This window comes from Nocardia sp. NPDC051030 (genome assembly GCF_040683015.1).
Taxonomy (GTDB): Bacteria; Actinomycetota; Actinomycetes; order Mycobacteriales; family Mycobacteriaceae; genus Nocardia.
Genome location: NZ_JBFBCD010000004.1, coordinates 281,113 through 304,883 on the forward strand (window position 1 = coordinate 281,113; position 23,771 = coordinate 304,883).

The 23,771-nt window shown below is 63.0% G+C and carries 27 protein-coding genes; 19 read left to right on the top strand and 8 right to left on the bottom strand.

Annotated elements, in window-relative coordinates:
• Window positions 1-22: 22 nt before the first annotated feature.
• From AB0N05_RS14930 to AB0N05_RS14945, 4 genes are all read right to left on the bottom strand, one after another.
• Window positions 23-232 (bottom strand): hypothetical protein, encoded by a 210-nt coding sequence (locus AB0N05_RS14930; protein WP_364693055.1) that lies wholly within the window; start codon window positions 230-232, stop codon window positions 23-25.
• 644 nt (window positions 233-876) lie between these two features.
• Window positions 877-2,331, bottom strand: coding sequence for a hypothetical protein (locus AB0N05_RS14935; RefSeq protein ID WP_364693058.1), 1,455 nt, complete (start codon window positions 2,329-2,331; stop codon window positions 877-879).
• A gap of 573 nt (window positions 2,332-2,904) precedes the next feature.
• Window positions 2,905-3,657, bottom strand: a complete 753-nt coding sequence (locus tag AB0N05_RS14940; RefSeq protein ID WP_364693061.1) for a hypothetical protein — start codon at window positions 3,655-3,657, stop codon at window positions 2,905-2,907.
• Window positions 3,658-3,776: 119 nt separating this feature from the next.
• On the bottom strand, window positions 3,777-4,475 hold the full coding sequence (locus AB0N05_RS14945) for a hypothetical protein (protein ID WP_364693063.1): 699 nt from the start codon (window positions 4,473-4,475) through the stop codon (window positions 3,777-3,779).
• 135 nt (window positions 4,476-4,610) lie between these two features.
• On the opposite strand from AB0N05_RS14945, the gene AB0N05_RS14950 reads away from it, so the two are divergent.
• Complete coding sequence (locus AB0N05_RS14950) at window positions 4,611-5,501, top strand: hypothetical protein (RefSeq protein ID WP_364693066.1); 891 nt, start codon at window positions 4,611-4,613, stop codon at window positions 5,499-5,501.
• A 586-nt stretch (window positions 5,502-6,087) separates the two neighbouring features.
• Window positions 6,088-7,365, top strand: a complete 1,278-nt coding sequence (locus AB0N05_RS14955; protein ID WP_364693067.1) for a hypothetical protein — start codon at window positions 6,088-6,090, stop codon at window positions 7,363-7,365.
• 36 nt (window positions 7,366-7,401) lie between these two features.
• Here AB0N05_RS14955 and AB0N05_RS14960 read toward each other — a convergent pair whose 3' ends face one another.
• On the bottom strand, window positions 7,402-7,914 hold the full coding sequence (locus AB0N05_RS14960; protein WP_364693070.1) for a hypothetical protein: 513 nt from the start codon (window positions 7,912-7,914) through the stop codon (window positions 7,402-7,404).
• 259 nt (window positions 7,915-8,173) lie between these two features.
• On the opposite strand from AB0N05_RS14960, the gene AB0N05_RS14965 reads away from it, so the two are divergent.
• Together AB0N05_RS14965 and AB0N05_RS14970 are read left to right on the top strand one after the other, a co-directional pair.
• Window positions 8,174-8,890, top strand: coding sequence for a hypothetical protein (locus AB0N05_RS14965; protein WP_364693073.1), 717 nt, complete (start codon window positions 8,174-8,176; stop codon window positions 8,888-8,890).
• On the top strand, window positions 8,887-9,381 hold the full coding sequence (locus AB0N05_RS14970) for a hypothetical protein (protein WP_364693076.1): 495 nt from the start codon (window positions 8,887-8,889) through the stop codon (window positions 9,379-9,381). Before AB0N05_RS14965 ends, AB0N05_RS14970 begins: the two co-directional genes overlap by 4 nt.
• Window positions 9,382-9,567: 186 nt before the next feature.
• Here AB0N05_RS14970 and AB0N05_RS14975 read toward each other — a convergent pair whose 3' ends face one another.
• From AB0N05_RS14975 to AB0N05_RS14985, 3 genes are all read right to left on the bottom strand, one after another.
• A complete protein-coding gene (locus tag AB0N05_RS14975) occupies window positions 9,568-10,500 on the bottom strand; it encodes a PfkB family carbohydrate kinase (protein ID WP_364693078.1) in 933 nt (310 codons plus the stop codon).
• Window positions 10,497-11,984: a peptide deformylase gene (locus tag AB0N05_RS14980; RefSeq protein WP_364693081.1), complete on the bottom strand. Its 1,488-nt coding sequence runs from the start codon at window positions 11,982-11,984 to the stop codon at window positions 10,497-10,499. The genes AB0N05_RS14975 and AB0N05_RS14980 overlap by 4 nt, the downstream gene beginning before the upstream one ends.
• A gap of 116 nt (window positions 11,985-12,100) precedes the next feature.
• Window positions 12,101-12,463: a winged helix-turn-helix domain-containing protein gene (locus tag AB0N05_RS14985; protein WP_364693084.1), complete on the bottom strand. Its 363-nt coding sequence runs from the start codon at window positions 12,461-12,463 to the stop codon at window positions 12,101-12,103.
• 317 nt (window positions 12,464-12,780) lie between these two features.
• Here AB0N05_RS14985 and AB0N05_RS14990 point away from each other — a divergent pair, with 317 nt between their 5' ends.
• From AB0N05_RS14990 to AB0N05_RS15060, 15 genes are all read left to right on the top strand, one after another.
• Complete coding sequence (locus AB0N05_RS14990; RefSeq protein ID WP_364693087.1) at window positions 12,781-12,996, top strand: hypothetical protein; 216 nt, start codon at window positions 12,781-12,783, stop codon at window positions 12,994-12,996.
• Window positions 12,996-13,295 carry a hypothetical protein gene (locus AB0N05_RS14995; protein ID WP_364693090.1) on the top strand — a complete coding sequence of 100 codons (300 nt, stop codon included), beginning with the start codon at window positions 12,996-12,998 and terminating at the stop codon, window positions 13,293-13,295. Before AB0N05_RS14990 ends, AB0N05_RS14995 begins: the two co-directional genes overlap by 1 nt.
• Before the next feature lie 450 nt (window positions 13,296-13,745).
• On the top strand, window positions 13,746-14,228 hold the full coding sequence (locus tag AB0N05_RS15000) for a hypothetical protein (protein WP_364693093.1): 483 nt from the start codon (window positions 13,746-13,748) through the stop codon (window positions 14,226-14,228).
• Window positions 14,225-14,584, top strand: a complete 360-nt coding sequence (locus tag AB0N05_RS15005) for a hypothetical protein (RefSeq protein WP_364693096.1) — start codon at window positions 14,225-14,227, stop codon at window positions 14,582-14,584. The genes AB0N05_RS15000 and AB0N05_RS15005 overlap by 4 nt, the downstream gene beginning before the upstream one ends.
• The gene (locus tag AB0N05_RS15010; protein WP_364693099.1) at window positions 14,581-15,024 is read left to right on the top strand and encodes an RRQRL motif-containing zinc-binding protein; all 444 of its coding nucleotides are present in this window, start codon (window positions 14,581-14,583) and stop codon (window positions 15,022-15,024) included. Before AB0N05_RS15005 ends, AB0N05_RS15010 begins: the two co-directional genes overlap by 4 nt.
• Window positions 15,021-15,524 carry a hypothetical protein gene (locus tag AB0N05_RS15015; RefSeq protein ID WP_364693102.1) on the top strand — a complete coding sequence of 168 codons (504 nt, stop codon included), beginning with the start codon at window positions 15,021-15,023 and terminating at the stop codon, window positions 15,522-15,524. The genes AB0N05_RS15010 and AB0N05_RS15015 overlap by 4 nt, the downstream gene beginning before the upstream one ends.
• On the top strand, window positions 15,521-16,252 hold the full coding sequence (locus AB0N05_RS15020) for a hypothetical protein (protein WP_364693105.1): 732 nt from the start codon (window positions 15,521-15,523) through the stop codon (window positions 16,250-16,252). Before AB0N05_RS15015 ends, AB0N05_RS15020 begins: the two co-directional genes overlap by 4 nt.
• A complete protein-coding gene (locus AB0N05_RS15025) occupies window positions 16,249-17,091 on the top strand; it encodes a hypothetical protein (protein ID WP_364693108.1) in 843 nt (280 codons plus the stop codon). Before AB0N05_RS15020 ends, AB0N05_RS15025 begins: the two co-directional genes overlap by 4 nt.
• On the top strand, window positions 17,088-18,137 hold the full coding sequence (locus AB0N05_RS15030) for a hypothetical protein (protein WP_364693111.1): 1,050 nt from the start codon (window positions 17,088-17,090) through the stop codon (window positions 18,135-18,137). Before AB0N05_RS15025 ends, AB0N05_RS15030 begins: the two co-directional genes overlap by 4 nt.
• Window positions 18,134-18,997: a hypothetical protein gene (locus AB0N05_RS15035; RefSeq protein WP_364693114.1), complete on the top strand. Its 864-nt coding sequence runs from the start codon at window positions 18,134-18,136 to the stop codon at window positions 18,995-18,997. Before AB0N05_RS15030 ends, AB0N05_RS15035 begins: the two co-directional genes overlap by 4 nt.
• Window positions 18,994-19,806, top strand: coding sequence for a hypothetical protein (locus AB0N05_RS15040; protein ID WP_364693117.1), 813 nt, complete (start codon window positions 18,994-18,996; stop codon window positions 19,804-19,806). Before AB0N05_RS15035 ends, AB0N05_RS15040 begins: the two co-directional genes overlap by 4 nt.
• Window positions 19,803-22,019: a hypothetical protein gene (locus AB0N05_RS15045; RefSeq protein WP_364693120.1), complete on the top strand. Its 2,217-nt coding sequence runs from the start codon at window positions 19,803-19,805 to the stop codon at window positions 22,017-22,019. The genes AB0N05_RS15040 and AB0N05_RS15045 overlap by 4 nt, the downstream gene beginning before the upstream one ends.
• Window positions 22,016-22,573 (top strand): hypothetical protein, encoded by a 558-nt coding sequence (locus tag AB0N05_RS15050; RefSeq protein WP_364693122.1) that lies wholly within the window; start codon window positions 22,016-22,018, stop codon window positions 22,571-22,573. The genes AB0N05_RS15045 and AB0N05_RS15050 overlap by 4 nt, the downstream gene beginning before the upstream one ends.
• A gap of 61 nt (window positions 22,574-22,634) precedes the next feature.
• Complete coding sequence (locus AB0N05_RS15055; RefSeq protein WP_364693123.1) at window positions 22,635-23,231, top strand: hypothetical protein; 597 nt, start codon at window positions 22,635-22,637, stop codon at window positions 23,229-23,231.
• On the top strand, window positions 23,228-23,767 hold the full coding sequence (locus AB0N05_RS15060) for a hypothetical protein (RefSeq protein ID WP_364693125.1): 540 nt from the start codon (window positions 23,228-23,230) through the stop codon (window positions 23,765-23,767). The genes AB0N05_RS15055 and AB0N05_RS15060 overlap by 4 nt, the downstream gene beginning before the upstream one ends.
• Window positions 23,768-23,771 lie beyond the last annotated feature (4 nt).

Consider the following 23,771-nt stretch of genomic DNA (forward strand, 5'->3'; position numbering starts at 1 on the left):
CTGTGGCAATCAGGCACTGCCCTCAAGCAGCGTTCTCATTGCCCCAATCCTGCTGCGAATCATCCTCTTTCGGCTTACGCGCACAGCGAGTCCGAATATGCAGGGCCCCATCCCGCGCCCGATGCTCCTCGCACACCCGCCGACGTCCGGGCCGAATGAACGCAGGATCCAGTCGCTGCGCGAAGGTCAGATTGTCCCGGCGCCAGCACTCGTCGCAAACGAACTCGCTCATGTCGGGCCTCCTCGATCACCGCCCAGTCTTGCCACTGTCCAAGTTCCCACTCCCGGAGCGCCCTACTCACCAAGTGTCCATTCCCGCACTCGAGAGCCGCCATTCCGTGACCTACCCGCCGCATCCCACCACTCGAGCACGCGCATCGCATGGAACGTAAGCCATTTCGAGGGCTCCCCCGCAGGCACATCAACCTCGAACCACACCCGCCCCGGATGCCGCCGCTCCTGAACCCACCTGCCATCCGCCTGCTGCCCAGCGCGAATCCCCTCGATCGCATCCCTCATCCGCAGGTCCGGCGCAGTCCCGTCGAACAATGACGCCGACCGGAAGTAGTCCGCCGCCTTCAACCGGCTATAGAACCACCGAAACGGATAAGCGAACCGCAACGCCCACGGCGCAACCGCCTCCCCCGTCGACAGCCGCCGATAGAGCCCCCGCCCCAACAGATACTCTTCCCCGCGTCTCGCTCCACACCGCCTCCGGCGCCCGCAGCAAATCCCGCTCGACCTGCCACCGCAACGCCGGATCAGAGTCGAGCAGCCAGTCCATGACCCCCGGGTCCGTCATACCGGCGAGGCTACCGCGATCATCCACCCCATAGAAGACGGAATCAGACCAGGCGACCGCCAGGGCATGTTGGGTCAGTCGAGCGCGCTCACCCAACTCCGACGGCCGCCACCTGATTGGCTGATCTCGCCGATGACCCGACCGCGGGGTGTTCCGGCATCGCTCCTGGTCACCACGAACCGGGCACCGCTGGCCAATTCGGCTGGGCTGCAGACGAACGCGGCGGTTACCAGTATCTCCATACGTTCAGCGTCGTCGGCGCACACCCGAACGTCGTCGCGTGCACCGCTCAGAACGAGGGTCGCGACCTCGGCCCACGCTTCGTGCGGAAGGCGTTCCAGCACGATCGGCCGACTCCCGGCCGTTCTCGCCATCGCGTCCAAAGTGCCTGGCACGCCGACTATCTCGTTGCGCCGGTTGGACAGCACGTGTGTCATTCCGCTCACCACAATCCCGAGAACGAGCACGCCGACACCGGCGTATCTCAGCTGATCGACCCGCCTGGTGACACCGATGAGGAGAAGCAGGACCATCAACAGCGGCACCGCGAACGAAAAGTAGCCGATATATGCCTCATTGATGTGATCGATACCCACCATCGCGTACACCGACATCAGCGCCACAGTCGCCGCGCAAAACCCCCAAGCGCTCTGCAGGAACCTCTCCCCGCGCGCCAGCACCGCGACAAGAGCGAAGAGCGCGACAAGGGAGATGAAGCCCAGCACCCGATTCGGCCCCCAGAACTGCACCGTGTAGGACGCCGCCGTCCACGGCATATGAATCGCGTTACCGCCGCCGTATCGGACGTACTTCACGAGCTCCCCGGGGAAGTTCACGATCGCGTCGAGCACGATCGTCGAAGCGAACAACGCCGCGATCGCGCCGAACAACCACCAGTCCTTCTTGGCCACCGCCAACTTGCGCCGCCACACGAAATACAGTGCCGCCCCGCCCAACAACGGCACGAAGAACAAGAACTCCGCATGCCCATGAATAAGCAACCCGCCGGACAGCGCCACGATCCACAGGTGTTCGGTGCGCCCGGCCACCACCGAGGACACCGCGACCAACAAGACCAGGAACGGCGCGAAATACAGGTACGCGAACCAGTGCCCGCTGATCAGTTCGCGCTGGGTACTGACGAAAAGCAAGCTCGCACCACCGAGCCCGGCGACAAGCGACCAGGACGGATACCAGGTGTGGACGATGCTCAGCACCAGCGCCAGCATCGTGGCGTTGAGCAACAGAACAGCGACCGCTTGACCGTTCCAAGGTGTCGGCACCAGATGCAACACATCGTAGAAAAGCCACTCACCGAAGGCGTGCACGTACACGAACCCCGGCCCAGGATGATGAAACCCGACACGAGAGTAGTTACCCACGAGAAGCTCGAAATGCTTCGCCGCAAGCACCTGGATCGAGACCGTCGCCGAATCCCCCTCCTCGTACACGATCCGGGTAAACAGGTCACGACTGCTAACCAGCAAGGCCGTGGCATACGCGAGCCAAGCCGCGATGAAAACTCTCACGAGTCGAGAAGCCTACGGACCAGGACCTTAGGTTTGCTAAAGCTCGATCACCCCGGCACACAACCGATCCCGCAGCGAGGTAGACAGCGCAGGTCTGTGCCGCGGCAGTGTTGCACTCGTCGGGAAACCCGGTCGGTGTCGAAAGTGCGCAAGTACATGCGGCGCGGCGCGGTCCACCACAACACCGCAGTGGTGATCCACGACGCAGCGACGAGAGACCGCCTTCGTGGCCTCGAAGATCAGAACGAAAAGGAAGGCGCGGCGACTTAGCGACGACTTATCGACGATTATCGCTACCCAGGTACGAGTTCGGCCCCTGACCCTGCTGAGTGATCCGCTGGTCAGGGGCCGAAAAAGGCTCCCCCATCTGGACTCGAACCAGAAACCTGCCGAGTGGTTGAATCTTTCACTACTGCATACAACTCCGAACCTCAAGCATAGCGCGAAACTCCATGTGCGCCTTGAGCTAACCCTCAATTCACGAAATCAGAGACTACTGCGTGCGGTCCGATTCTATCGAGACACCACCGGAATTTGTGGAGGGTTTGTGGCGGGAAGCGACGATAACCCTCACTAGATGGTGCCGGCAAGGTCGGCCAGAGCTGACTGCAAGGCATGATCATCGTCAGCACTGTGCCATTCCACGAGCCTAACGTTCGGTCGCTTCGATTCATCTAGCCAGTTTGGAAACTGATCGAGCGCACGAGAGGATGCCTTATCAACGACGATCGCAATTGGAGATACACGATTTTCCACCTTGTCAACCAGGTGTTGCAAGACACCAAGACTCACTGGATTCTGAGTACACTTCACAATCACCCCGATCGTTGTATTCTCATACCGCACAAAGAAATCAACATTGCGATCGAAAACCCCGCGACGCACTGGGGAATCAGACAGGCGGGTCAGAGCTTCACCAACAGTCGTCTCATATTGGAGCCCCGTGATCGATGAATTCCCGCCAATGCTCGGCTCGACAATAGAAGCTGCCTCGACGTAGGCGCGGGCGGCCTCGGCGCTCTCCTCTAGCCTTCCCTGCTGAATCAGTTCACGACCGAGTTGACGTCTCACGAACTCGACGCTGTGCTCACCAGAGCCAAAGCGCGTCAAGGGAGTTCCCTGCACCGCCATTAGCAGCAGGGCAGCCGAAACGATGAATAGCGCAGCCGTACCAGCTTGGTTTTCGGATACGAACACCGCGATAGTCCCTGAAGTCCCGGTCGTAACGCCGAGAACGAGAGCTAGGCTTCGTTCTTTGAACCCCAGCATGGCACCGGGGCTGACGTCTGGACTCTCTGAGCTCTTGCTCGATGGATCATCTTCCACGTATGCATCCTCCCGTACACATTGACAGTCCGCCAGGATAGACATGGACATGAATCATGTTGGGGTCCTGAAGAGTACGGGCGACCTTATCGGACATCCATCTGTCCGGCCATGGTGGTTCAGGCTTCATCGTGGCCGGACTTGCCTCGGCCGCTCGCTGTTTGACCGAAGAAGTACCCCAAGATCAGCAAAACCATACTAGTCAACACTTCCGGCACAGGCGTATGGCAGAACATGGCGATGACCAAAGCGACGCTGAGCAAGAGCAGGAGAAGCCCTCCGATGAGGACGGCGGCGGGTTCCCGATCAAGCACCTTCTTCCGCATGTCCCAGCGGCGTTCCTGGAGCTCGATCTTCCGGATCTCCCTCGCATCCGCGTCATCCTGAGCCTGGAGCTTTGCCGTCAGCTCCTCTTGCCGCCTCACAATCTCGGAGACCAGGTTCGAAAGCTCTTGCCGCACTTTCGGATCCTGAACCTTCTCCTCGACAGCGTCTTTGATCTCGGCGATCTCCTCCTGCCTTGACAGGATTCCGATCCGGTCGATGACGTCGCGTCGTCGGTTCAGAAGGAAAGGGAGGGCTTCGTCGTATGAGCCCACAGTCCCATCCAAGAGTTGGTACCTTTTTCCGGGCAGGCGGGCGTTTTCGATCCAGTCCTCGAGCTGCACAAGCGAGCTCTTAAGGGCATCCAGAGGCATGCTTGAGATGTCGTTCTTGATCCCGGCCTCGGCCATCAGCTTGTTCACCCGTGCATTGACTCGTGGGTCAACGAGCCAAAGCCTCCAGTTTTCAGCGGCTTCCGGCTCCCGCTCACCCACCGACTTTCACCCTCCCCTGAATTTGCCGCGCCGACTCGCGTACCTGGTAGAAGGCTACAGGCGAAACGTAGTGCCTCGGCGAACGTCGAGGCATGCCATGGCGCGACGTCGCGGGGCCCGCTAACGTCCTGACGCATGTCTGGTTGGGCCTTTGCCCTGTGGGGGATCCTCGGCGTAGTAACCGCCCGTGGCTTTTTGGTGCTCGGCATCAAATCAGCGACGGGCTCATGGATATGGACGACGATTCGACCGCAGCTGTACCTGGTGCAGCTGGCGGCTGAGTTCATGATCGCCGCACTGGTGGCCGGCGTCGTGCACAGCGCCCCCGACGCGGCGATGGTTGGCGCACTGATCCCGGTGATGTTTGTGAGTCTCTCGGCGATGTCCTCGGCAGTATCGTCTTACAACGGCGAGGCCGACCGAATCCGTGAGCGGATCGACAAGGATTTCACGCCTCGGATCACCGTCAATGTCGGCGACAACGCCGTAGTCCAGTCGTTAGAAGGGCTTATCAAAGACCCGGGCGCAGAACGTATTTCCGACTCGATGGAGAAGCAGGAAGCAATCCTGCGAGAGATGTATACCCAGGGACTTGCACAGGCCCGCAATAGCTTTCGAGTAAGCCTCGCCTTTGCCGTCATGGGCTCGACTGTGCTGCTGAGCGGGATCGTCCTGGCAATCTGGAACGCCCCGGGAATCGGCGACCGCTACGCTAGCATCGTCGCCACCAGCGCCGGCGTCGTCATCAACATCACTTCCTCGGTGTTTTTTGTGCAGTCAAACCGCGCCCGACGCAGTATGGGCGAACAGGGATCGATGCTGCGCGAGGAGAGCCGTGACGATCGTCGGCTCACCGCTGCACGGGAGCTTGCCACAACCATCAGCGATACCACCTTGCGCGATGACACGCGAGCCCGACTGGCGCTGCAACTGCTTCTAGCGCCACCCATCGACCGCTCTCCCTCTAGTGATGCACCCACCGATTCCCCAGCGGCCGAACCCGGGTCCCAAACCCCTCTGGACTAAGCGCGCTGACCGCCGCCTCGGCGTTGATGGAACTCGGGGCAGTCCCGATCGTATTGATGTGGTCGTAGGCGCCCATGGGGACAATGGTGCACCCCGCCGCCGACAGGCAGGCGGAAGCGGTTACCCCTCAACAGGTTTCAAAAGGGGCGGACAACTGGGTACGGATAGCTGTCCACCCCCGGTGATCCGCCCCTGTTTGTCCCTCCGACCAGCGGTTTTCGAGGTGGCGTCTGTCTGCCTGCCGCACGGACACTAAACACCCCCTGCGGGTGCATTTAGTGTCCGTGCGGCAGGCAGACAGACAGTTGAGTTGTAAAGGCTGGTCGGAGGGACAAACAGGTATAAAAAAGTAACGAAAGAGACTGGACGGACTAAGAACTGGACGAAGGAGACTAGACGAAAAGTTGACCGGCACGAGGGATAACCGGCATCGGGCGAGTTGCTGAGGTAGTTGACCTGGGCGGCCGGCATGCGGTCAGCAGAAGCAGAGACTGATACGGGTCGCGCGCAGACGTGGATACAGAAACCTCCCTCTTATGCGGTAATTCGAGCCAAGGCCAACGTGCATGACAGTCGGTACGGGACGATGCAGAGAACCCACTGCCAAGGAGGCACCGGCGGGAATCAAAGTTACCTCTTAAGCAGTGAAGGCAAGGCGCGCGGAGGATTCTCGTCGAACGACCGCGTAAGAGGTAACCCGCTTTCCTCCTACGCGGTAGATAGTGCCGATTGGTCGGAATTGTCAGAGTCTGATGCTACGAATCATGTTGTGAGTCAGCGACATACACATCCGGTATCGCGGATTACTAAGCGGCACGCGGTATTACAAAACCGACCGGACTCCCCTACCCTATGGGTTCTCAACAATGCCGATTGGCAGACCATGCTGGACAACAGCAACGCACTGAAATGTCCCGAGCCCGGCTGCACGGTACGACTGTTCCCGCGGCCGAAGAACCCGAAGAGCAAGGTGGATCGCCACCTCTGGCTGGGCCCGAACCATCGCGGTGGCTGCGACCATTGGAACGGCGGATCCGATGGTGGTGGCCCGATGACGCCGAAACACCGGTGGGTCCAGGATCTGATTCTCACCACCTGCCGAGAACTCGGGTACACCGCCATTCCCGAGCATCCACTCACCCGCGCCGATGTCTTCGTCACCAAGCCAGCCACCGCCCTCGAAGTTCAACTGCGCCCCACCGCGTTTCGGGACCGTACAGACAGCCGGCGCGACAACGGTGCCGACACAATATGGTTCGTCGCCCACGACGTGGCGTGGACAAATGTCAGTGTGCGCGAGGCTCTCACGCAGTTGCCGTCGGTTCGATTCAAGATCTACGACGGACGCATTCGATGGGACCGAGACACCCCCGAATTCACGCCGTGGGAGGACCCGTCCGGAGTCCTCGACCACTACGCCGACATGCGCATCCTTGCCACCGTATTTGCCCTCGACACCACCACCACCCCGCCGCATTTGAAGCAAACCGGCATGTCGATCCGCGAATTCCTCGACGAGGTGCTGGGCGGCCAACGATGCTGGCTCCCACCCGGAGAAGCCGGCATGCCGCTCGACAAGCGCGGGCGGCCAAAACCCGGCTGGGTACGAATGAACGAACTCGACCAAGTTCGAGCCTCGGCCGATGCCGATGCCGATGATGATTTCGGTCCGGTGACCGCTCCTGCGGAGGTCGCTTCCACAGTGTCGGCTCCGCCGCTCCCGGATCCTGTTTCGAATCACCCTCGGCCACAACGGCGTCCGCAGCCACAACCCGCTGCCGAGGACCTCGACGGCTGTTTTGCGCTCATCGCCGTCGCGATCGTGATCATTGCGATAGCTGCTTTGCTGTGGTGGCTGCTCTGAGCCGGACCACACGTCGTCATCCAGGAGGATTCCCTCTTACGCGGTGAACTGTGTTCGACACACTCCGCACAGGATCGGTCCAGCGTCGATGATCTTCTTGTGCGCGCGGATTCGTCTGGGCGGCCGACACTGGCACAACAGCGGCCGACCGTTGCGGTCGCGTGACCGATCACCCCGCTCACCGTCCTCATGATCGTTGTCAGTGGTATCGGGATCCGCCGGTACGGAGTCGGTATCCGCCGCGTCGTGCTCGGGCCGGCGATGTGCCACGATCGCGCGGCTCAACAAGTTGATCTCACCGTGATATCGGCGGGCCGTGGCGTTCGGAACCGTTGTCAACGACCATCCGAACCGCTGATGCCGAGCCACCACCAACCCCACCTCCTCGGCCAGGATCTTGAACTTCTTGTTGTGATAGCGGCCGTTGTCGCTGGATTCAGCGACGCCCCGCGCCCTCGCGATCCCGTGGGCTGCTTGGTGTAGCAGCGTGCCGAGGACCTCCGGCGCACCTGCCGTTAAACCTTCTGCGCCGACGAACAACTCGGGCATCCACACCCCGGCACGCTGCCATCGATCCGGACCGAAATGCCCCCGCCGCACCGCCCGGCCTTGCCCTACTGAACCCGATGCGACTGTGACCACCGCGTCCGGAACCTCCGGATGCCGTAGTCGGATGCCTTCCCACACAGAATCGATCGCCGTTGCCAGCGGTCCCCCGATAGCCACTCAACCCCCTCTCTCCTCCTAAGAGGTAGTCGGATCATCGGCCCTAAGCCCGACCTCTCATTTTACCTCTTATGCGGTATGGATGAGTGAGTCAATTCCGTTGTTACTCCGATTGTTTCGACGTTGCCGCCCTCGACTTGTCGGAGTGGGAGCTCATACTTCCTCCATCGCACAAGATCTCGAAACAGGGGAAATGATGACGATCAACTGGGATCTGTCCACGGTCGCCAGCTGGGTCGAGTTGCAGCCGTGGCAGCTCGAATGCGCGAAGTTCGTCGGGATGCTGCCGAACCCGGCCGATGAGAAAAGCTGGTCGGCAGAACAAGTCGAACAGATCCGTCGGCTGGTGTCGGAGATCGAGGGGCGGTTCGGCAAAATCCGACCGCTGGGCGCAACCAAGTGCGCACCGCTACTGGCGGAACGCGTCAATCGTGATGTGGTACCCAATGACATTCGCGTGCTGGCCGAGCGCGGTCATCTCGAGGTCGTCGGAACCTACAAACCACCAGATGACTGGCAAGCTCATGCGCTGTTCGCCCCCGCCAAGGTCGACGCATTGGCTGTCGAACAGGTGGATGCTGTGGTCACCGCTCGCCAACAAGGAACCACCGCTACGGTCAGCGACCAGGAAGCCAGCGCCATGCTGGGTTGGCGCGGAGGGCAATTCATGGTTGCCGTGCATATGAAAAAGATCGAGCCGAACATGGTCGGCCGGTTCGCGCGCGCGGACGTCACCGCGCTGGCCGCTGACAGCGAATTCCAGGAGCAGCTGCGCCAGCTATTCGGCGGCGTCGCATGACCGGGATTGTGCGGCTGCGATTGAACGGCGAGCGTGGCGATATCGCAACGGTGTTGGCGTCACTGGTCGGGCTAGAGGAATACCGGCTGGTGGTGGAAGAACGCGTCGACGGCACGTGGCGCGAAACTGCGATCCAAGCGCATGCCGATCTCTTACTACCAACGGCGGCAGCCAGATCTGGATTCGTCGCTGAGACATTCATCGTCGTGCACTGCAACGGCTGCAGTGGAGTGTTCGGTCCGGATGAGGCGACGGTGCCACAGGTGTTTGCATCCGTCGATGAGGCGGTCGCGTATGTTTCGGATCCCGCGACAGCGGCAGGCTGGCAGTTCGACGGCTACCAGCTCACCTGCGATCTGTGCATTGCAGCTGCTGAGTGTGCACTGCGCGGTCATGTGTGGGGTGAATGGGCACCCAGCATTGCCCGCGAGCATCGGTATGTGCGCATGTGTCGGGACTGCGGCTCATGCGAAGGGGAAGACAGGCAATGAACGGCATCGCGTGATTCTTCAGGCTCACCGTGATTCAGGCCCATGTAGCCCGTAGCCGCGGGTCACACGTTCGAATCCGCCGACACCGCTGGCATTCAAGGTGGGCTGACGAGATCGAATAAGAACCATGCCCGGAGCACTGGGGTGTCTCAAGAACCTAGGCACTCGGCTCAAGCGGCTGGAAAGTCACTGCGCTTCCCCCAGTGCCGTCCAGGGAATCGAATCGTATCCGCCTGGACGCTGAATTGTGTATGCCGCGGCGGTCAAAGCACTATTGATCGCCGATTCGATGGAAGATCCGGCAACTACCGACGCCGCAAAGTATGCGGTGAACACGTCGCTCGCGGCGGTTGTGTCGATCACCTTGTCGACGTGATGGGCGGAGAATTGCTGGATACTGCCCTCCGAGAAGCTCACACAACCGAGTTCGCCACATGTTATTACAACTTGCGGAACTCCGGTCTTCTTGTGCAGCTGACTGGATAGCATCATCGTGTCAGCTGATGGGGATATACCAAGCCTTTCGGCCAGGGTCCGAGATTCAGCGAGGTTCGGCACAATCATATCAACGGAATCGAAGGATAGCGTATGTGTCCCGTGAGGTACCGGAAAGGGTTGTAGAGCAACCTTCGCGACACCACCCTGGGCCACCGAGAGTATTTCCTTTGCGGTTGGGACTGGCATTTCCAGAGTCATGATTATGCCGTCGGCGCTTGTCAGCCTATCCGATGCACGCCGCACGTCAGCGGGCGTGATGGCCATGCTATCCGGCGTCCTCCAGATGAAGGCCGTTTGTCCGTGGTCTCCCACGAAACAGACGCAAATTGCAGTGCCGTTCTCGGCATCGTGACGCATCAGGCTAGTATCGACACCATTGGTTTGCAAAGCATCTAGTATGGACAATCCGGCAGGATCCTCTGCGACAACACCCAGAGCGGTTACTTGCGCACCGAGACGTGCCAGAGCAATTGCCTGATTCAGCCCCTTTCCGCCAGGAGTGAGCTGAACCGATTTAGCGATTATGTTGTCGTCCCAATCAGGTATGCGATCGGTATTGACGATACAATCTGCGACATATGATCCAGCAACAACAAAGTGTAAATCGCTAATATCTCTCATTGGCTTGGATAGCTCCACTGCTCTCCAGTGCCTTGATACTGAGCGAGCGGAATCGGTTCGGTGTCCGGGAGCATTCGGGAACGATACAAGCGGCCATTGAGGTGATCGATCTCATGTGCGACCAGGCGTGCAAGTCCTTGCTTGAATACCGTTAGTTGAGTGCGCCCTTCGATGTCGACGTGCTCAACATGGATCGCCAGCGGTCGAGGTACCTTTCCGCGCACGTCGAAGAAGCTGAGGCATCCTTCGTATTGGATATCAATACTCACAGACTCCTCGATGACAACCGGGTTCAATAGTGTGATCATTGCCCCGTCGGGAGCCCGTACGACAGCCGCGGATCGAGATATTCCTACCTGCGGCGCCGCGATTCCCATCCCCTTGCTAAACGTGTGTACGCTAGCGACTCTGTTTAGCGCGGATTGTAGTTCGGCAATCACACGTCGCGCGTCATCCGCTTCCATGGGAAGATCGAACCTTCGCGCGGTGGCCGTGAGGATGGAGTCGCCGTCTTGGACTATTCCAAGTGATGCCATTTGCTCACTGGGGAGCGTTTTGGAACTGGTCATTTCATCCTTAGGGTGATGGTTCTTGAAGCGCCATTCGAGTCGGTATCGTGCATGCAGTGGAGGGTCGTTGGTACTCCATGAAAATCGGACTCGATCAGCTACAGCGATGCGCTGGATAGCGTCGCGGAACGGCATTGCTTCGGCGCTCATGGATGTTTCCATGCCCCAAACCTTCGGACTTAATTCCGCCGGAAAGTCTAGTTGAACGATTATTTTGTCGGTCGGAAGACGAATCGCCCGCTGAAACCACTGCCCCCACTTTTCGTCACCTACCGTGTATGAATACCGGATCTCAGCAGATTCTCCCGGGTACAGGGGAAATCGGGATCCATCGTTCTCGAACAAGAGCCATAATTCCTTGAACGCGTCACGATCATGTTGAACTCTCCATGTCATCGGTTCGTCGTCACATTGCGCTGCGAGGCTTAGCTCTTCCCAGGTCAACGGGTTGTTGCGATATAACTCATTTGATTGCTCGGGCGAGCCGGGGTGACGGTCGACGGAAATTCTGATCAGATAGCGGTAGATAGGCTCATTGCTGCAGTTTCTAATTCGCCGACGTTGCGAGGCACGGTAGGTACCAGTGCGGTGATCATATTCGAGTATGGCTTCGTCGAGCTCGACAACGAGACCTGAATCATGCGCGGGCTGTCCGCTGGCGGTGCTGGCCTTCGGCAGCCGGGTTCCCTGCGACTGCATGGCAAGCCTATGCGCACGCTTGATGGCACCGCCGGCTACGAGTTCCTCGTCAGCGCGGCGCGCAAAGTCGGCGCTTGGGAATTCCTGGAAGTTCTCGATCTTTGAGACGTACGAGCGGTCGTACTGTATCGCCTGCGCGAGCCGCACCTGGGAGAGACCGCGGTTCTCCCTCCACCGCTTCAGCTCACCAACGAAGTTCGCAATCTCGTCCGGCACTGGCGTGCCTCCCCCTGTGAGTAGCAGTGAGCCTCTGAGTGAGCACTGGGAACAGTGTCATCAGACCTATTCGTAGGTGTTGCCTGGGACACATGAGCGATTCACCACGACCTCGATCACGAGTCAGAGCGGCGCAGTGCGCGTTCGAGCCGCTCGATCCTGGTTGCCAGTTCGGCTGTCGTGGAACGAAGTTCGCTGAGCTGATCGTGAATCGACGAGGTCAGCATGGTCGGATCCCCTTCAGGCAGCGGAATATTGACGAACACGCCGACGGCCGGCCTTGCGCTGAGCCACCCCTCCTTCTCAAGAAGGTGAACTGCTTTCTGCGCCGTGCCGAGCGAGACGTCATATCTCTGAGCCAGCCGACGATGTCCGGGCAGCTTGTTGTCAACATCCTGGAGCGTGCCGCTGCGGATGTCGTCCCTAATGGCCGCCGCGACTCGCTCGTAGGCGGCCATCGCCGAGGTCGCGCTCTCCATGGGAGCAGTTTACGTGCGTCCGCTCTGTACTGGTGCATATCACCTATTGCGCACACTGATACACATCAGTATGATGCAGTATATGTCAGTGGGCCGAAACGGACGGAGGGCTCACACATTGACTGATTCTTGATCGCAAAATGCGAGCCGGGTTCAGATCCGACACAAAAAATTCCGCCGAACGCTTCAGCGATTCGGCGTGCCAGGCCCAGATACAAGAACTCCCCAGCAGTTCCAGCTGCCGGGGAGTTGACAACCAAAGCGGTTGCACCCGCTTCAGCAATTTCCTACGCCCCCAGAGACAGGACTCCTGAGGCATGTCCATCGTAGCTGGCCGGATGGCCACATCTGATTCCCACACGTCCAAACCACCCCGCAAGTCGGTGCGCCCACGCACCCTGGCCCGCTTCGAGCGAGCAGTCGATCCCGACAATCTGTTGTCGCCCGCCGAGCGGGCATGGAGAGCGCAACAGCTCCTCGCCATCTCGCAGTTCGCACGCTTCAATCGGCGCCACGGTCGCGGGGTGGCCTGATGCGAGACTTCCTCGGAGCGCACGTCTCCAACGTCAATGAGTACGGCGGCCAAGTCGACACCGACGGCGTTTTCGCCACTTCGAGTGTTCGCGGGTCGTTCAAGGTTCGCTATGCCAGCAATATCGAACGGCTCGTCGTCTCGGTCACCTCGAACTGTTTCGACGAGATGGGGATGCAGCTCACGCTGGAGCAGGCCACTCTGCTGCGCGAACTGCTGAGCGCAGGTATCGCCGACATGGTCGCGGCCACGAAATCAGTCCCGCCAGTACTGGAGCTGCCGGCCGGGGGTGCGCTGTGATGCTGCCAACCCCGATCCTCGCGGTCCTGTTCGTGCTGGCGGTGCTCGTATTCTTTACCGCTCCAAGCACTTTCCTAGCCGTCGTCTTTTTGGTCGTGCTTTGGGCATTGTGGCGACGCCACACCTATCGGCGGGGGATGCGGCGATGACCCCAGAGAATCACCGCGGCTACACCGTCGGCGGGTACCGCGGATACGTCACTGCAAATACTTTGCGCGACAGCATATTCGGTTCCTCTGGCCCGACGTTGCGCACTGCTGACGCTATCTCGCCGAAGCACCGGGTGATGCTGCTCATCCTCGCGCTGATCTTCGCGACAGGCATGTACGCCGGCGCTCTGTTATGTAGCCATCGCACCTACGAACACCCGGCGGTTGTCGTGTGTCCCGGCCCTGGAGCTGAACCGGTCGCGGTACTCCCGGCTGAATGCGTGCTGCCAGGGGTGACGCGATGAACACTCACCACACTCCCGATCCGATCGACGGCGCCGACGTCGTACACCGGCATTGGCCATTGGACGGCCCGTATACCGCCGAGTCGCTCGTTGCTGCCGCGGACGCCATGGGCGAACTGAATCGGTATCTCGCACACGCCACTATCTGCAACCCGCAGGAGACCTTGCCTAGCGCCCCAGGTGCTTATCCCCTCTTCGGAAACCTCGCCCACTCCACACACACTCAGGGCGAGGTTCTGCAGAACCTGGCGCGGTGGTCGGTTGGTCTCGCCCAAGATCCCAGTCTCCGTCACGACCAACAGCGTTCGGCTGAGGCGTCCACGTCGGAGCATACGGCTCAGGTCGCCGCCGAAGCCGCGGCTGCCGAACTGCGTGACGCAGCGGATACAGCCGGACAGCTCGGCAGGCAACTCGACCGTGTCCAGGGGCTCATCGGCCACCTGTATCACCAGGAACTGGACTGGGGGCTGGACCGATGAAGCTGCCCAAAGTTTGGGGTCCGGCCGAATGGGCACGCGCCGCCGCACCGGCGATCCCGCCGATCACCGTCGATCACGGCGTGATGCATTCCGATGCCACCGCGCATCAAGCGAGGGACGTCGGTGACGGCAAGTGGGTGTTCACCGGCTTGCCGGGACGCCAATTCACCCCCGGACAGGCCAAAGCCGGTATGCGACTGGCCGTGGCACCGGATCGCTTGGAGGCCACGACCTGGGCGAAATCGCTGGGGCTGACCGTCAACGAGGCCGTCGGGCTCCTCCAGATCACCGCCTCTGCCGGTGTGAAGACCGCGAACTCGATTGAGCTGGAGCGAGATTGGGGGCTGGATCGATGATCGGACCCGACAACGCCAGTTCCCGAGACCTGCCGGATGCCACCGGCGAGCGGTTCGGAGTGCCGACCTACTACTGGGGCACCGCGCCGGACGGATTGGCCACTCGCCGCCAACTGAGAACGCAAGGGTTGCGACCGAACGGCCAGGACATCGCGGCCCAGGTGCTGCGCCCGCGCCCCGGCGGGCGGGAACCGTTGGCCGCCTACCTGTACCGAATCGATCAGGCCGCCCCGAAACGCGAGGCCACCCCGGAGCAGCTGATGGCGCTGGCCAAAGCCACTCGGGAGCATCAGCTTCGCGCGTCGGAACGACACGGGATCGCCCGCACCGACTTCGCCGCCGCCGGCTCGCACTGGGAGGTGACCTCGGCGCCCGGCATCGAGGTCACCGACGGACCTCTGCCGACGCGGCCGGATCTTGATTGGGGGCTGGATCGATGAGCGTCCCAAATCGCGACCACACCAACGGCATTCGAATGGAAGCACAGCGGATGTGGTTCGACGAACTCCCGCACACCGCGCACGCCGGCGAACACGGCTGGCAGGTGTCGTGGCTACCTGGTCGCGACGACCTGAGCCCGGAACAAGCACGCAACGCCCTCCTGGTCGCGAAGCTGTCCACCAGCTACCGCGTACGGGCATTGGCGCGGCGAGATTGGCCACGCATCAGAGAACTGGCGCACGACATCGGTGTGGACGCACGCGACGCGGTCAAGCTCATTCGCGACGCCGAGGCACAGGCTCGCGAGCAGTCGGTACCGACACCGGTGCAACAGATTCCTCACCTGGCCACGCACCTTCCCGCGCATCCCGAATTGCGGGACCGGGTGATTCACGTGAACCTTCCCACCTCACCGGCGGTGCACACACCGGGCCGGGTTCCGGGGCAATGGCTGGCATCGGGCGAGTTCCTCGACCGGGATCGGGGGCAGGGCCGATGAACCCGCAGCCCATCCGTGATCCGCACGAACCCGGCGAGATCGTGACCGCAGAGTCCGCGCGGGAATTGACCGACCGCATCAAAGAGTGCGCCGAGAAGATCTGGAAGCTGATCGGACAGGCGTATCTCTCCCGCGCCTGGGCCGCGCTGAGCTACCGCTCTTGGGATGAATACTGCGCCAACGAGTTTGATGGGGTACGCATCAAGATCCCCCGTGAGGAACGTTCCGAAGTCGTTGCGTCGCTGCGCGAAATCGGCATGAGCACGCGCGCCATCGCGGCGGCCACGGGACTGGATCGAGGCACCGTCCGTAAGGACCTCTCGCAGGTGGATGAAAACCACCCACCTGCCGGGATCGTCGGTAAGGACGGCAAGGCGTATAGCCCGAAGCCAATTGATTCGGAACAGATTCCGCCTGACGTCGAGGCCGACTTCCTCGTCCTCGAAGAACCGCACACACGGACTGGTCGCGCCGCAAAGAGCTCACCGGCACCCAAGCGGAAACCGATCACCGAGTCGTTCGACATGGTCCGGCGCGAGCTGGTCAAGAACACCGCGAGCCTGACCCGGCTCCTGGACGACAACCGATTCGACCGCTATGCGGCCCAGATTGCTCACCGACACCGCAGTGACCTGGAGCGAGCCCTGCAGTCCCTGCAGGCGGCCCTCAACCGCCTGCCCGAAAACATCACCGACCAGCCCGAAGGGGAAGACCCGTGTACCTCGTGAACTCCGACCAGCCGAACGATCCGGTCACCCATGAGATCGTCAACTTCGACGCCGCAACCGCGCGCCGGATGCTGGAGTCCAACCACAACAACCGCACCGTCCGCGAAACCCGTGTTCAGCAGTATCTCGACGACATGAACTCCGGCCGTTGGCGTTTCAACGGCGAAGCCATCAAAATCGCCGCCGACGGCACACTGCTCGATGGTCAGCATCGGCTGATGGCCATCGCCCGCACCAGCGGAAAAGTGTTCCCGATGCTGGTGGTGCGCGGCTTGTCTCGCGACGCCCAGGTGACGATGGACCAGGGCGCCAAACGCAGTCCCGGAGACCAGCTCACTCTTACGGGACTGGCCGGCCACAACACCACGATGGTTGCCGCTGCCTTGCGCGTCTACCTGGTGTGGATGGAGGGAAATCTCTTCGGTGACGTCGTGCGCGGCGGCATCCCGGTCTCGACGACCAAAGTTGTGGAGTTCGCCGACACTTTCCCCGACCTCGTTACCCGCGCCGAACGTTTCGCCACGGTCGCCGCGCGCTTGAAGTGTCGACCCGCGGTGGCGTGCGCGGTCGCGATCCGGCTGTCGGAGATCGACGACCTGGCCGCGGCTGAGTTCGTCCGGCTGTGGGACACCGGGGTGGGACTTGACGCGGGATCTCCGATCCTCGCGCTGCGTGAGCGCTTCGACACCATCCGCACCGCCCGGCTGCGCGTCAGTGACCGCGAATACATCGGGCTCATCGTCGCGGCCTGGAATCACTGGCGCAAGGGCAAGCAGGTCTCGAAGCTGCAGCGCGCCAAGGGCGGTTGGACAGTCGAGAACTTCCCGGAGCCGCAATGACCGGGGATACGCATGGTGCGTCATTCGACCGCATCGTGGACGCGCTGCGCCAGGTGACGACCGAAGCGGCCAACCAGTCCGGTGAGTGGATGAAGTTCCGCTGCCCGGTCCCGTCGCACGGGCAAGGCCGCGGAGACTGGACACCCTCGCTTGGAGTGAAGTACGACTCGCGCCGCGAAAAGACCATCGTCACCTGCTTCAGCGGATGCCAGCAAGAAGACGTCCTCGATCAGGCGAGCCTGCGTGTGCGAGACCTGTTCGACCATCTCCCCGACCGCAGCCGCAATCCGGCGCGGCCTCGGGAGCCGCAGGCACGAAACACACCGCCGGACAGGGCAGTCCGACCACCGCAGCGACAGACACCACAACGTGACCTCGGTGCAGTGACGGGCCCGAAATGGCGGGTGCAGACCTACATCTACACCACCCGCAACGATGACCCGGTCGGGCAGGTGATCCGGTACGCGGTCCCGCACGAGCACGGCATCGAGAAAACCTTCAGCCAACGGCGCTGGGATCATGACCAACAACTCTGGGTACCCGGTGGATTCGCGCCCGTGCTGTATCAGTCGCCGCTGGTTGCGTGGGCCATCGCGCAGCGGCATCCGATCCTGGTGTGCGAGGGCGAAAAGGACGTCGACCGCGCCATCCGCGCGGGATACCCGGCCACCTGCAATGCGGGCGGCGCGGGCAAGTTCAGTCCCGAGCACGCCCGGCAGTTACGCGGCGCGGCACGTGTAGTGATTGTCGCGGACCGGGATCGGCCCGGATTCAAGCATGCCGCACAGGTATTCGAGCGAGTGCGCGGATCGGTCGGTCACGTCGACGTGCTGCATGCCGCGGTCGGCAAGGACTTGTCCGACCACCTCGATGCTGGTCGTGACATCAACGACCTGCATGTCGTGCTGCCCGATCAGCTCGCCCGCTATCGCACCGGTCTGCACGAGCGCGGATCCACTACCGGTCCGCGCCGGCCGTCGCCGGTCTCGGCGCCGGCCCAGCCCGGATGGGCGCGCCCGGATCTGGATTGGGGACTGGACCGATGACGAATCCCGATCGAGTCCCGATGTGCCGCTGTGGATGCGGCGGCCCCGGAGACTTCAGCCGCGGCATGTGCGCCGCCTCCTACAACCAGTACCGCCGCCGCCAAATCGCTTACGGCCGTTGGCGACCCCGCGTGCCTGTCGACGCCGCCCGGGAACACGTCGCTGCGTTGGTCGCCGCCGGCTTGCGCCCGGCGCAGGTCGCCGACCTGGCAGGTATCAGCCGCAGCACCGTCTTCAACATCACGGATCCGGACACCGGGCGGATCCAGTCTGCGGTCGAACGCGCTGTCCTCGCCGTCGCGGTTCCCGAGCGGCCTGCCGACGTCACCGCCGACAACGCGCTGGTGCCGATCCTCGGTGCCAGCCGACGCATCCAAGCCCTTGTCGCGCACGGCTATCCCCAATCACACCTTGCCCGCGAACTGGGCATCGATCCGGCGCACACCACGATGGCCGCGCTGGTGGGGCGCCCGAACCGGGCCGCGGGCGCGACCGGGCAGACCCTCACCGCCAAGCGCGAACGCGCGATCCGGGAGTTGTTCGACCGCCTGCAGATGACCCCCGGCCCGTCCGACCGCGCCCGCGACTACGGACGCCGCCACGGCTGGCCGCTGCCGTTCGAATGGGACGAAGACAGCATCGACCGCCGCGACGCACGCCCGATCCGGGCTCGATGGACTCCCGCCTCGACCAAGGCCGAACGGCGCGAACAGGTCCGGACCTTGACCGGCCTCGGGCTGGCGGCCTCTCAGATCGCCGAGCAGCTCGGTGTCACCAAACGCGCCGTCCAACGCGATCGGCAACTCGCCGCGCTCGCAACTTCGACCCCGGCCGAGCTGGATTGGGGATTGGACCGATGAGCCGACCCCACCCGAACCCGCGCCTGCGCTGGACCGAACGCGACGACCTGGTGACCGGGTTCGGCAGTCAGCAGTGGTGCTTCGACTTCGGCACCGCCCAGCTGTTGTGCGGCACCGAACGCAGCCGCACCTACGCGTTGATCGACCGGTGGTGCAACGGCTTCGGTGTGCTCCGGTCGGTGTCGATCTTCCCCGACAACGCCGCGCAAGAGGTGACGGTGATCTGGCCGTGGCCGGCCGTCGTCGCCGAGCAGCTCAGCCACCCGGTGTCGGGGTGGAACCCGACCCGCACCAACATCGTCCACAAGCTCGCCGTGGCCCGCGCCCGCGCCGCACTGTGCGGCTTGGATCCCGCATTGTGGGTGCCCGAGCGAAAGCTGTTGCGCGACGCTGCCATCGCGGCCGGACAGCGCCCCAGCGGACTGATGATCGTCGACCGCGCCGGCCTGTTGCCTAACCCCCCGGCCCCACTCGCACGTGGGCACGTGCACGACGGCCGCTACCTGTATCGCGGGACCTGGCTGTCGGTCGAGGTGGAGCTGACGCTCAAGCGGCCATCCCGGAAACGCCTGGTACACACCGTGTTCAACGCCTACCAGAAGGCGCGCGCGGTCGGGGACGGGCTGCTCTACCTCTACGCCGACGACCGTATCGGCAACGCCCTCGAACGCGCGGTCACCGAGCTCATCACCACCGGCCGCATCCCCGCACATCCGGACATCCGGTTGCGGTCGCTGCAGCGCGTGCTCGACGCCCGCTCCATCGACCTGCCCGCCATCACGACGACACGAGAGGAGCGCGCCTCGTGAACATCTTCCACCGATTCCCCGTGCCGTCCGACAACAACTGCCAGCCACTCATCACCCCACTCGACTGCGGACCCACCACACCCGTCCCGGCACCGACCACCGCGATTCCCGCACCAGCCACCGAATGTCGCCCGGTCATCACCGCTTACGACTGCGGAACCGTCTCCGCACCGAACGAAGCGCACCCGCTGGTAGTCAGCTCAACTCCCGCCGCGGCCCAGCATGAACCGGGCTGGCTGCACTTCATGAACACCCATGACGCGAGTCTGAACCCTGACGTGCCCTGGCTGCATGATCTGCCCGGATTGCTCGCCGACGCCGGCACGGCGATCGGATTCGGCGGCATCGTGTTCACCGTCGGTGCTGCCGCGGCAGCTCGCAGCGGATGGGACCCGGCCAGGCTGCGCAACTACACGGCCGGCTCGCTGGTCCTGCCGATCACAACGGCGGCGATGACGACATCGGTGTGGACGCCGCTGGAGCTGTACGCCCACGGGGCGGCCCTGGCTGCTGACGCCGAGTGGTTGGCGGGCCTGCTGCAGATGAGTGTGACCGGTGTCCCGGTCGGGTTGTTGGCCGCCACCTGGTGGTGGGCACGGCGCTGCAACCGGCTGCACACCATCGGCAAGAAGGACATTCCCGCTACCGAACGTGCGCAGCGCCGCGAGATCGACGCCAAATTCGCTACCGCCCGGGAACTGGCCACCCGCGCCACCCCACTCACCCTTGTTACCGGCCACGGTCGCGGCCGTCGCCAGATCGTGCTCGGCCGCCGCGCCGTGAAGGTCTCCCAGCACCGCAAATCCGTTGCCCGGGAACTGGTATCGACCACCGACACCCTGCTCACCATCCCCTACAGCGCGATCCGCAAGAACGTCGGCGTGCTGGGTGGACCTGGTTCCGGCAAAACCACCGGGTTGTGCCGGGTATCGGTCGCCTCCCACGTCGCCAGCCAGGAGCGTTACCTCGCGGCGGCAGCGACACCAAAGGCGATGCGGAAAGCGTTGGGGATCAAGCCCAAACGCCCGCTGGGGCTTTTCCTGACCTGCAAAGGCGGGATCGAGGACATGGTCACTTGGGCCGATTTGAAAGCTGGCTTGCTCGCCGCCGGCGTGCATCCCTCGCGGATTGCGATGGTGCCCGCAGACAAGCTCAGCATCTGGTGGCTCCCGCCCGCGCCGTTACGCCACGTCATCGAAGACCTCGCCCCCACCGCAGCGGCCAGCGACTCGGCACAGAAGTTCTACGAAGAACTCCGCATCTCCCTGGTCCACCTGATCATCGACGCCCCCGACCCTGACGCGGGCAAAGGTCCGGGTGAGAACCAGCCGGACGGCTCGAAGGAGTTCATGAACCGCTTCGACGAGCTGTGGCTCTGGCACGCCTGGGGCGGGGAATTCAACGCCGAAGGCCACCTCGTCATGCCCGAGACACCCAAGTACAAGCCAGAACTGAAGGCCATCCTCGCCGCCTGCCAAGGTAAACAACCCGTCCTGCCCGCCGAGACCGCCCGCTTCGACAACCTGTTTCGCGAACTCGACGGTGTCTTCGACGGCGACCACGAGTTGCTGGACAAGGACTACTGGTTCATCACCGTGCCCGGCACCGCGCAGAAGTCCGTCGCCACCTCCCAAGCCAAAGCCGTGATCAAGCTCGTCGAGCAGGTCGCCGCCACCGACCACGGCCGCGAAATCACCTTCACCGTCGATGAATACTCCCGCGTCTCCGACGGCGCCAGTCTCACCGACGCCTGCGAAGCCCTGCGCTCCCAAGACGTCGCCAGCATCGTCGGCGCGCACTCCTTCGAATCCCTCGCCGGCACCGACCGCGACGCCAAACAACTGATGAAGGCCTGGTCGGGCGGGCTGCTGTGCTTCGGACTGGAAGGTCCCGACGAGATCGTCACCCTCTACGGCACCCGCCGCGCCCTGGAACCCTCACGCCACACCCTCAAGGACCGCCACGGCGACGAAGGCCAGGTCCGCATGCAAGACGCACTGCTGATCGACCCGAACCTGTTGCGTCGCTTGGAACCCGGCGACTGCGTCTACGTCAGCCACGGCATTGCCATCTGGGGCCGCGTCACCCGCATGAACCCCGACCACATCCCGCTACTGCCGATGGAACCGATGCCCGGCCACAGGCCCGGCCGCCGCGGACGGTGGATGCGCGCCGGCACCGCACTCATCCACGGCAAAGGAGCCCCCGTGTGAGCCCCGAACGCGACTTCGGCCACCACAACCATGACGACGACCAACCCGACAACCCCGAGGAGGACCACCCCGAAATGCCCCAACCCCAACCCGAGCCCGATGACGACCAGGCCGGCGCCGACCCCGCGATCGAAGCCCCGAAACCACCATCCGACCACTTCGACGTCGACACCCCCAGTGCCGGAGAGCTTTACGCGATGTTTCCCGACGCGCTGCCCAAAAACCATCCCGCCCGACGCAACCGGCACCTCGCCGCCGTCCCGGACCCCAACGACCTCGCCACCCTGCCCGCCGACACCCGCGACGACACCGACGATCCACTCATCGGCATGGTCTTGCGGCTGCGATTCATCCTCACACTCTGGTTGCGCCCCGCCGCCACCGCCATCACGGTCGTCGTGATCGCGGCCTGTGCGTTCGGTGCCACCGGTGTGGTCGTCGGAATCGCCTGGTGCACCTACGGCATCGGATGGATCACCCACAGCATCTGGCACGTCCACGGCCGCCCCAGCCTGCACCAGCTCTACGCCAATCGCCGCGGCGGCGCCTGGTGACACACGCCCCGTTCTCCCCTGATCGAACCCATCAGCCCTCAGTGGAAGGAGCCCAAACCCTATGAACCACATATACATTCGCACAGCTCTGATCGGAGTGACCGCGGGGATCGTGACTCTCGTCGGCATCATCGCCATCGACAACTACGACCCGTGGGACGAACTGCAGAAGGCCGTGGCGCGGCAGCGGTTGTCGCCCACCGAGCGGCAGGAACTGGACCGGCTCAGGGCCGAGCGCGAAATCGAGCGCGACGACCGCGACCGCGCCCGTGATCAGCGGACTGCCACGACGCGGGCGCAATTCCGGCCGGATCTGCTGCAGGGCGGGCATTCCGCGCACGCGTTGGAGGAGCTGTCGGTCCCGGCGTTGATCAACGAGACCGAGCGGGCCATCACCAGATCCAAGAGCCGGTGGGAACCACACGGCTGGTGGTGTGGGCACCGAGATGCGTTGCTGGACGAATTCGACCGGCGCACCGGCTGGAGCGTGAAACGCCACCTCTCGGAGCTGGACCAGCTGCGCCTCGATGACGCCGACAAGCGCATCTCCGACGCCCGATTCGCCCTTCCGGCCGCGGCGCCAGTCCCGGCCATTTCGCGCACCGCCCCACCGCGCACGGTAAATCGCGACTTCGACGGCCCCGACAGCGAGCAGTGATCGTGCCGATGAGCAACCCCGAACCTGACACCACCGAAACCTGCCAAACGCAGGTCGCGACCAGCGCTTTCGATGAATGGCTCGATTCGCTCGTGGTCATCTACCGCGGGCATGCTGCTCGCGCCGGCGCCGAACACGAAGCCCACCTGCTCGGGCTGATGGCCCGCAACGAACGCGACCACAGCGAAGTGCTGCTGCGCGGCATGTGGCACATCCTCGCCGAAGCCATCATCCGCGCACCGATCCCCGCCCCCGAACGCGGACGACGCCTCCTCGACATCGACGACAACATCCCGGCTCGCTACCGGCAGCTCCGCATCGAGCACAGGGACATCCCCCACGAAATCGCCCACGGCACAGAACAAGTGCGCGCTATCGCGAGTGAGCTGGCTGATCTCGCCATTCAACTGCGAGCACTGCAGGCGTTCAACCACACCCGCGACCAGCTCATCGCCGTCGACGAGCGTGCCCGCAACAACTGGCAATTCGCACTGCAACTGCTTGGCCGCGGCCCGAACGACCCATCCGACCACTGACCCA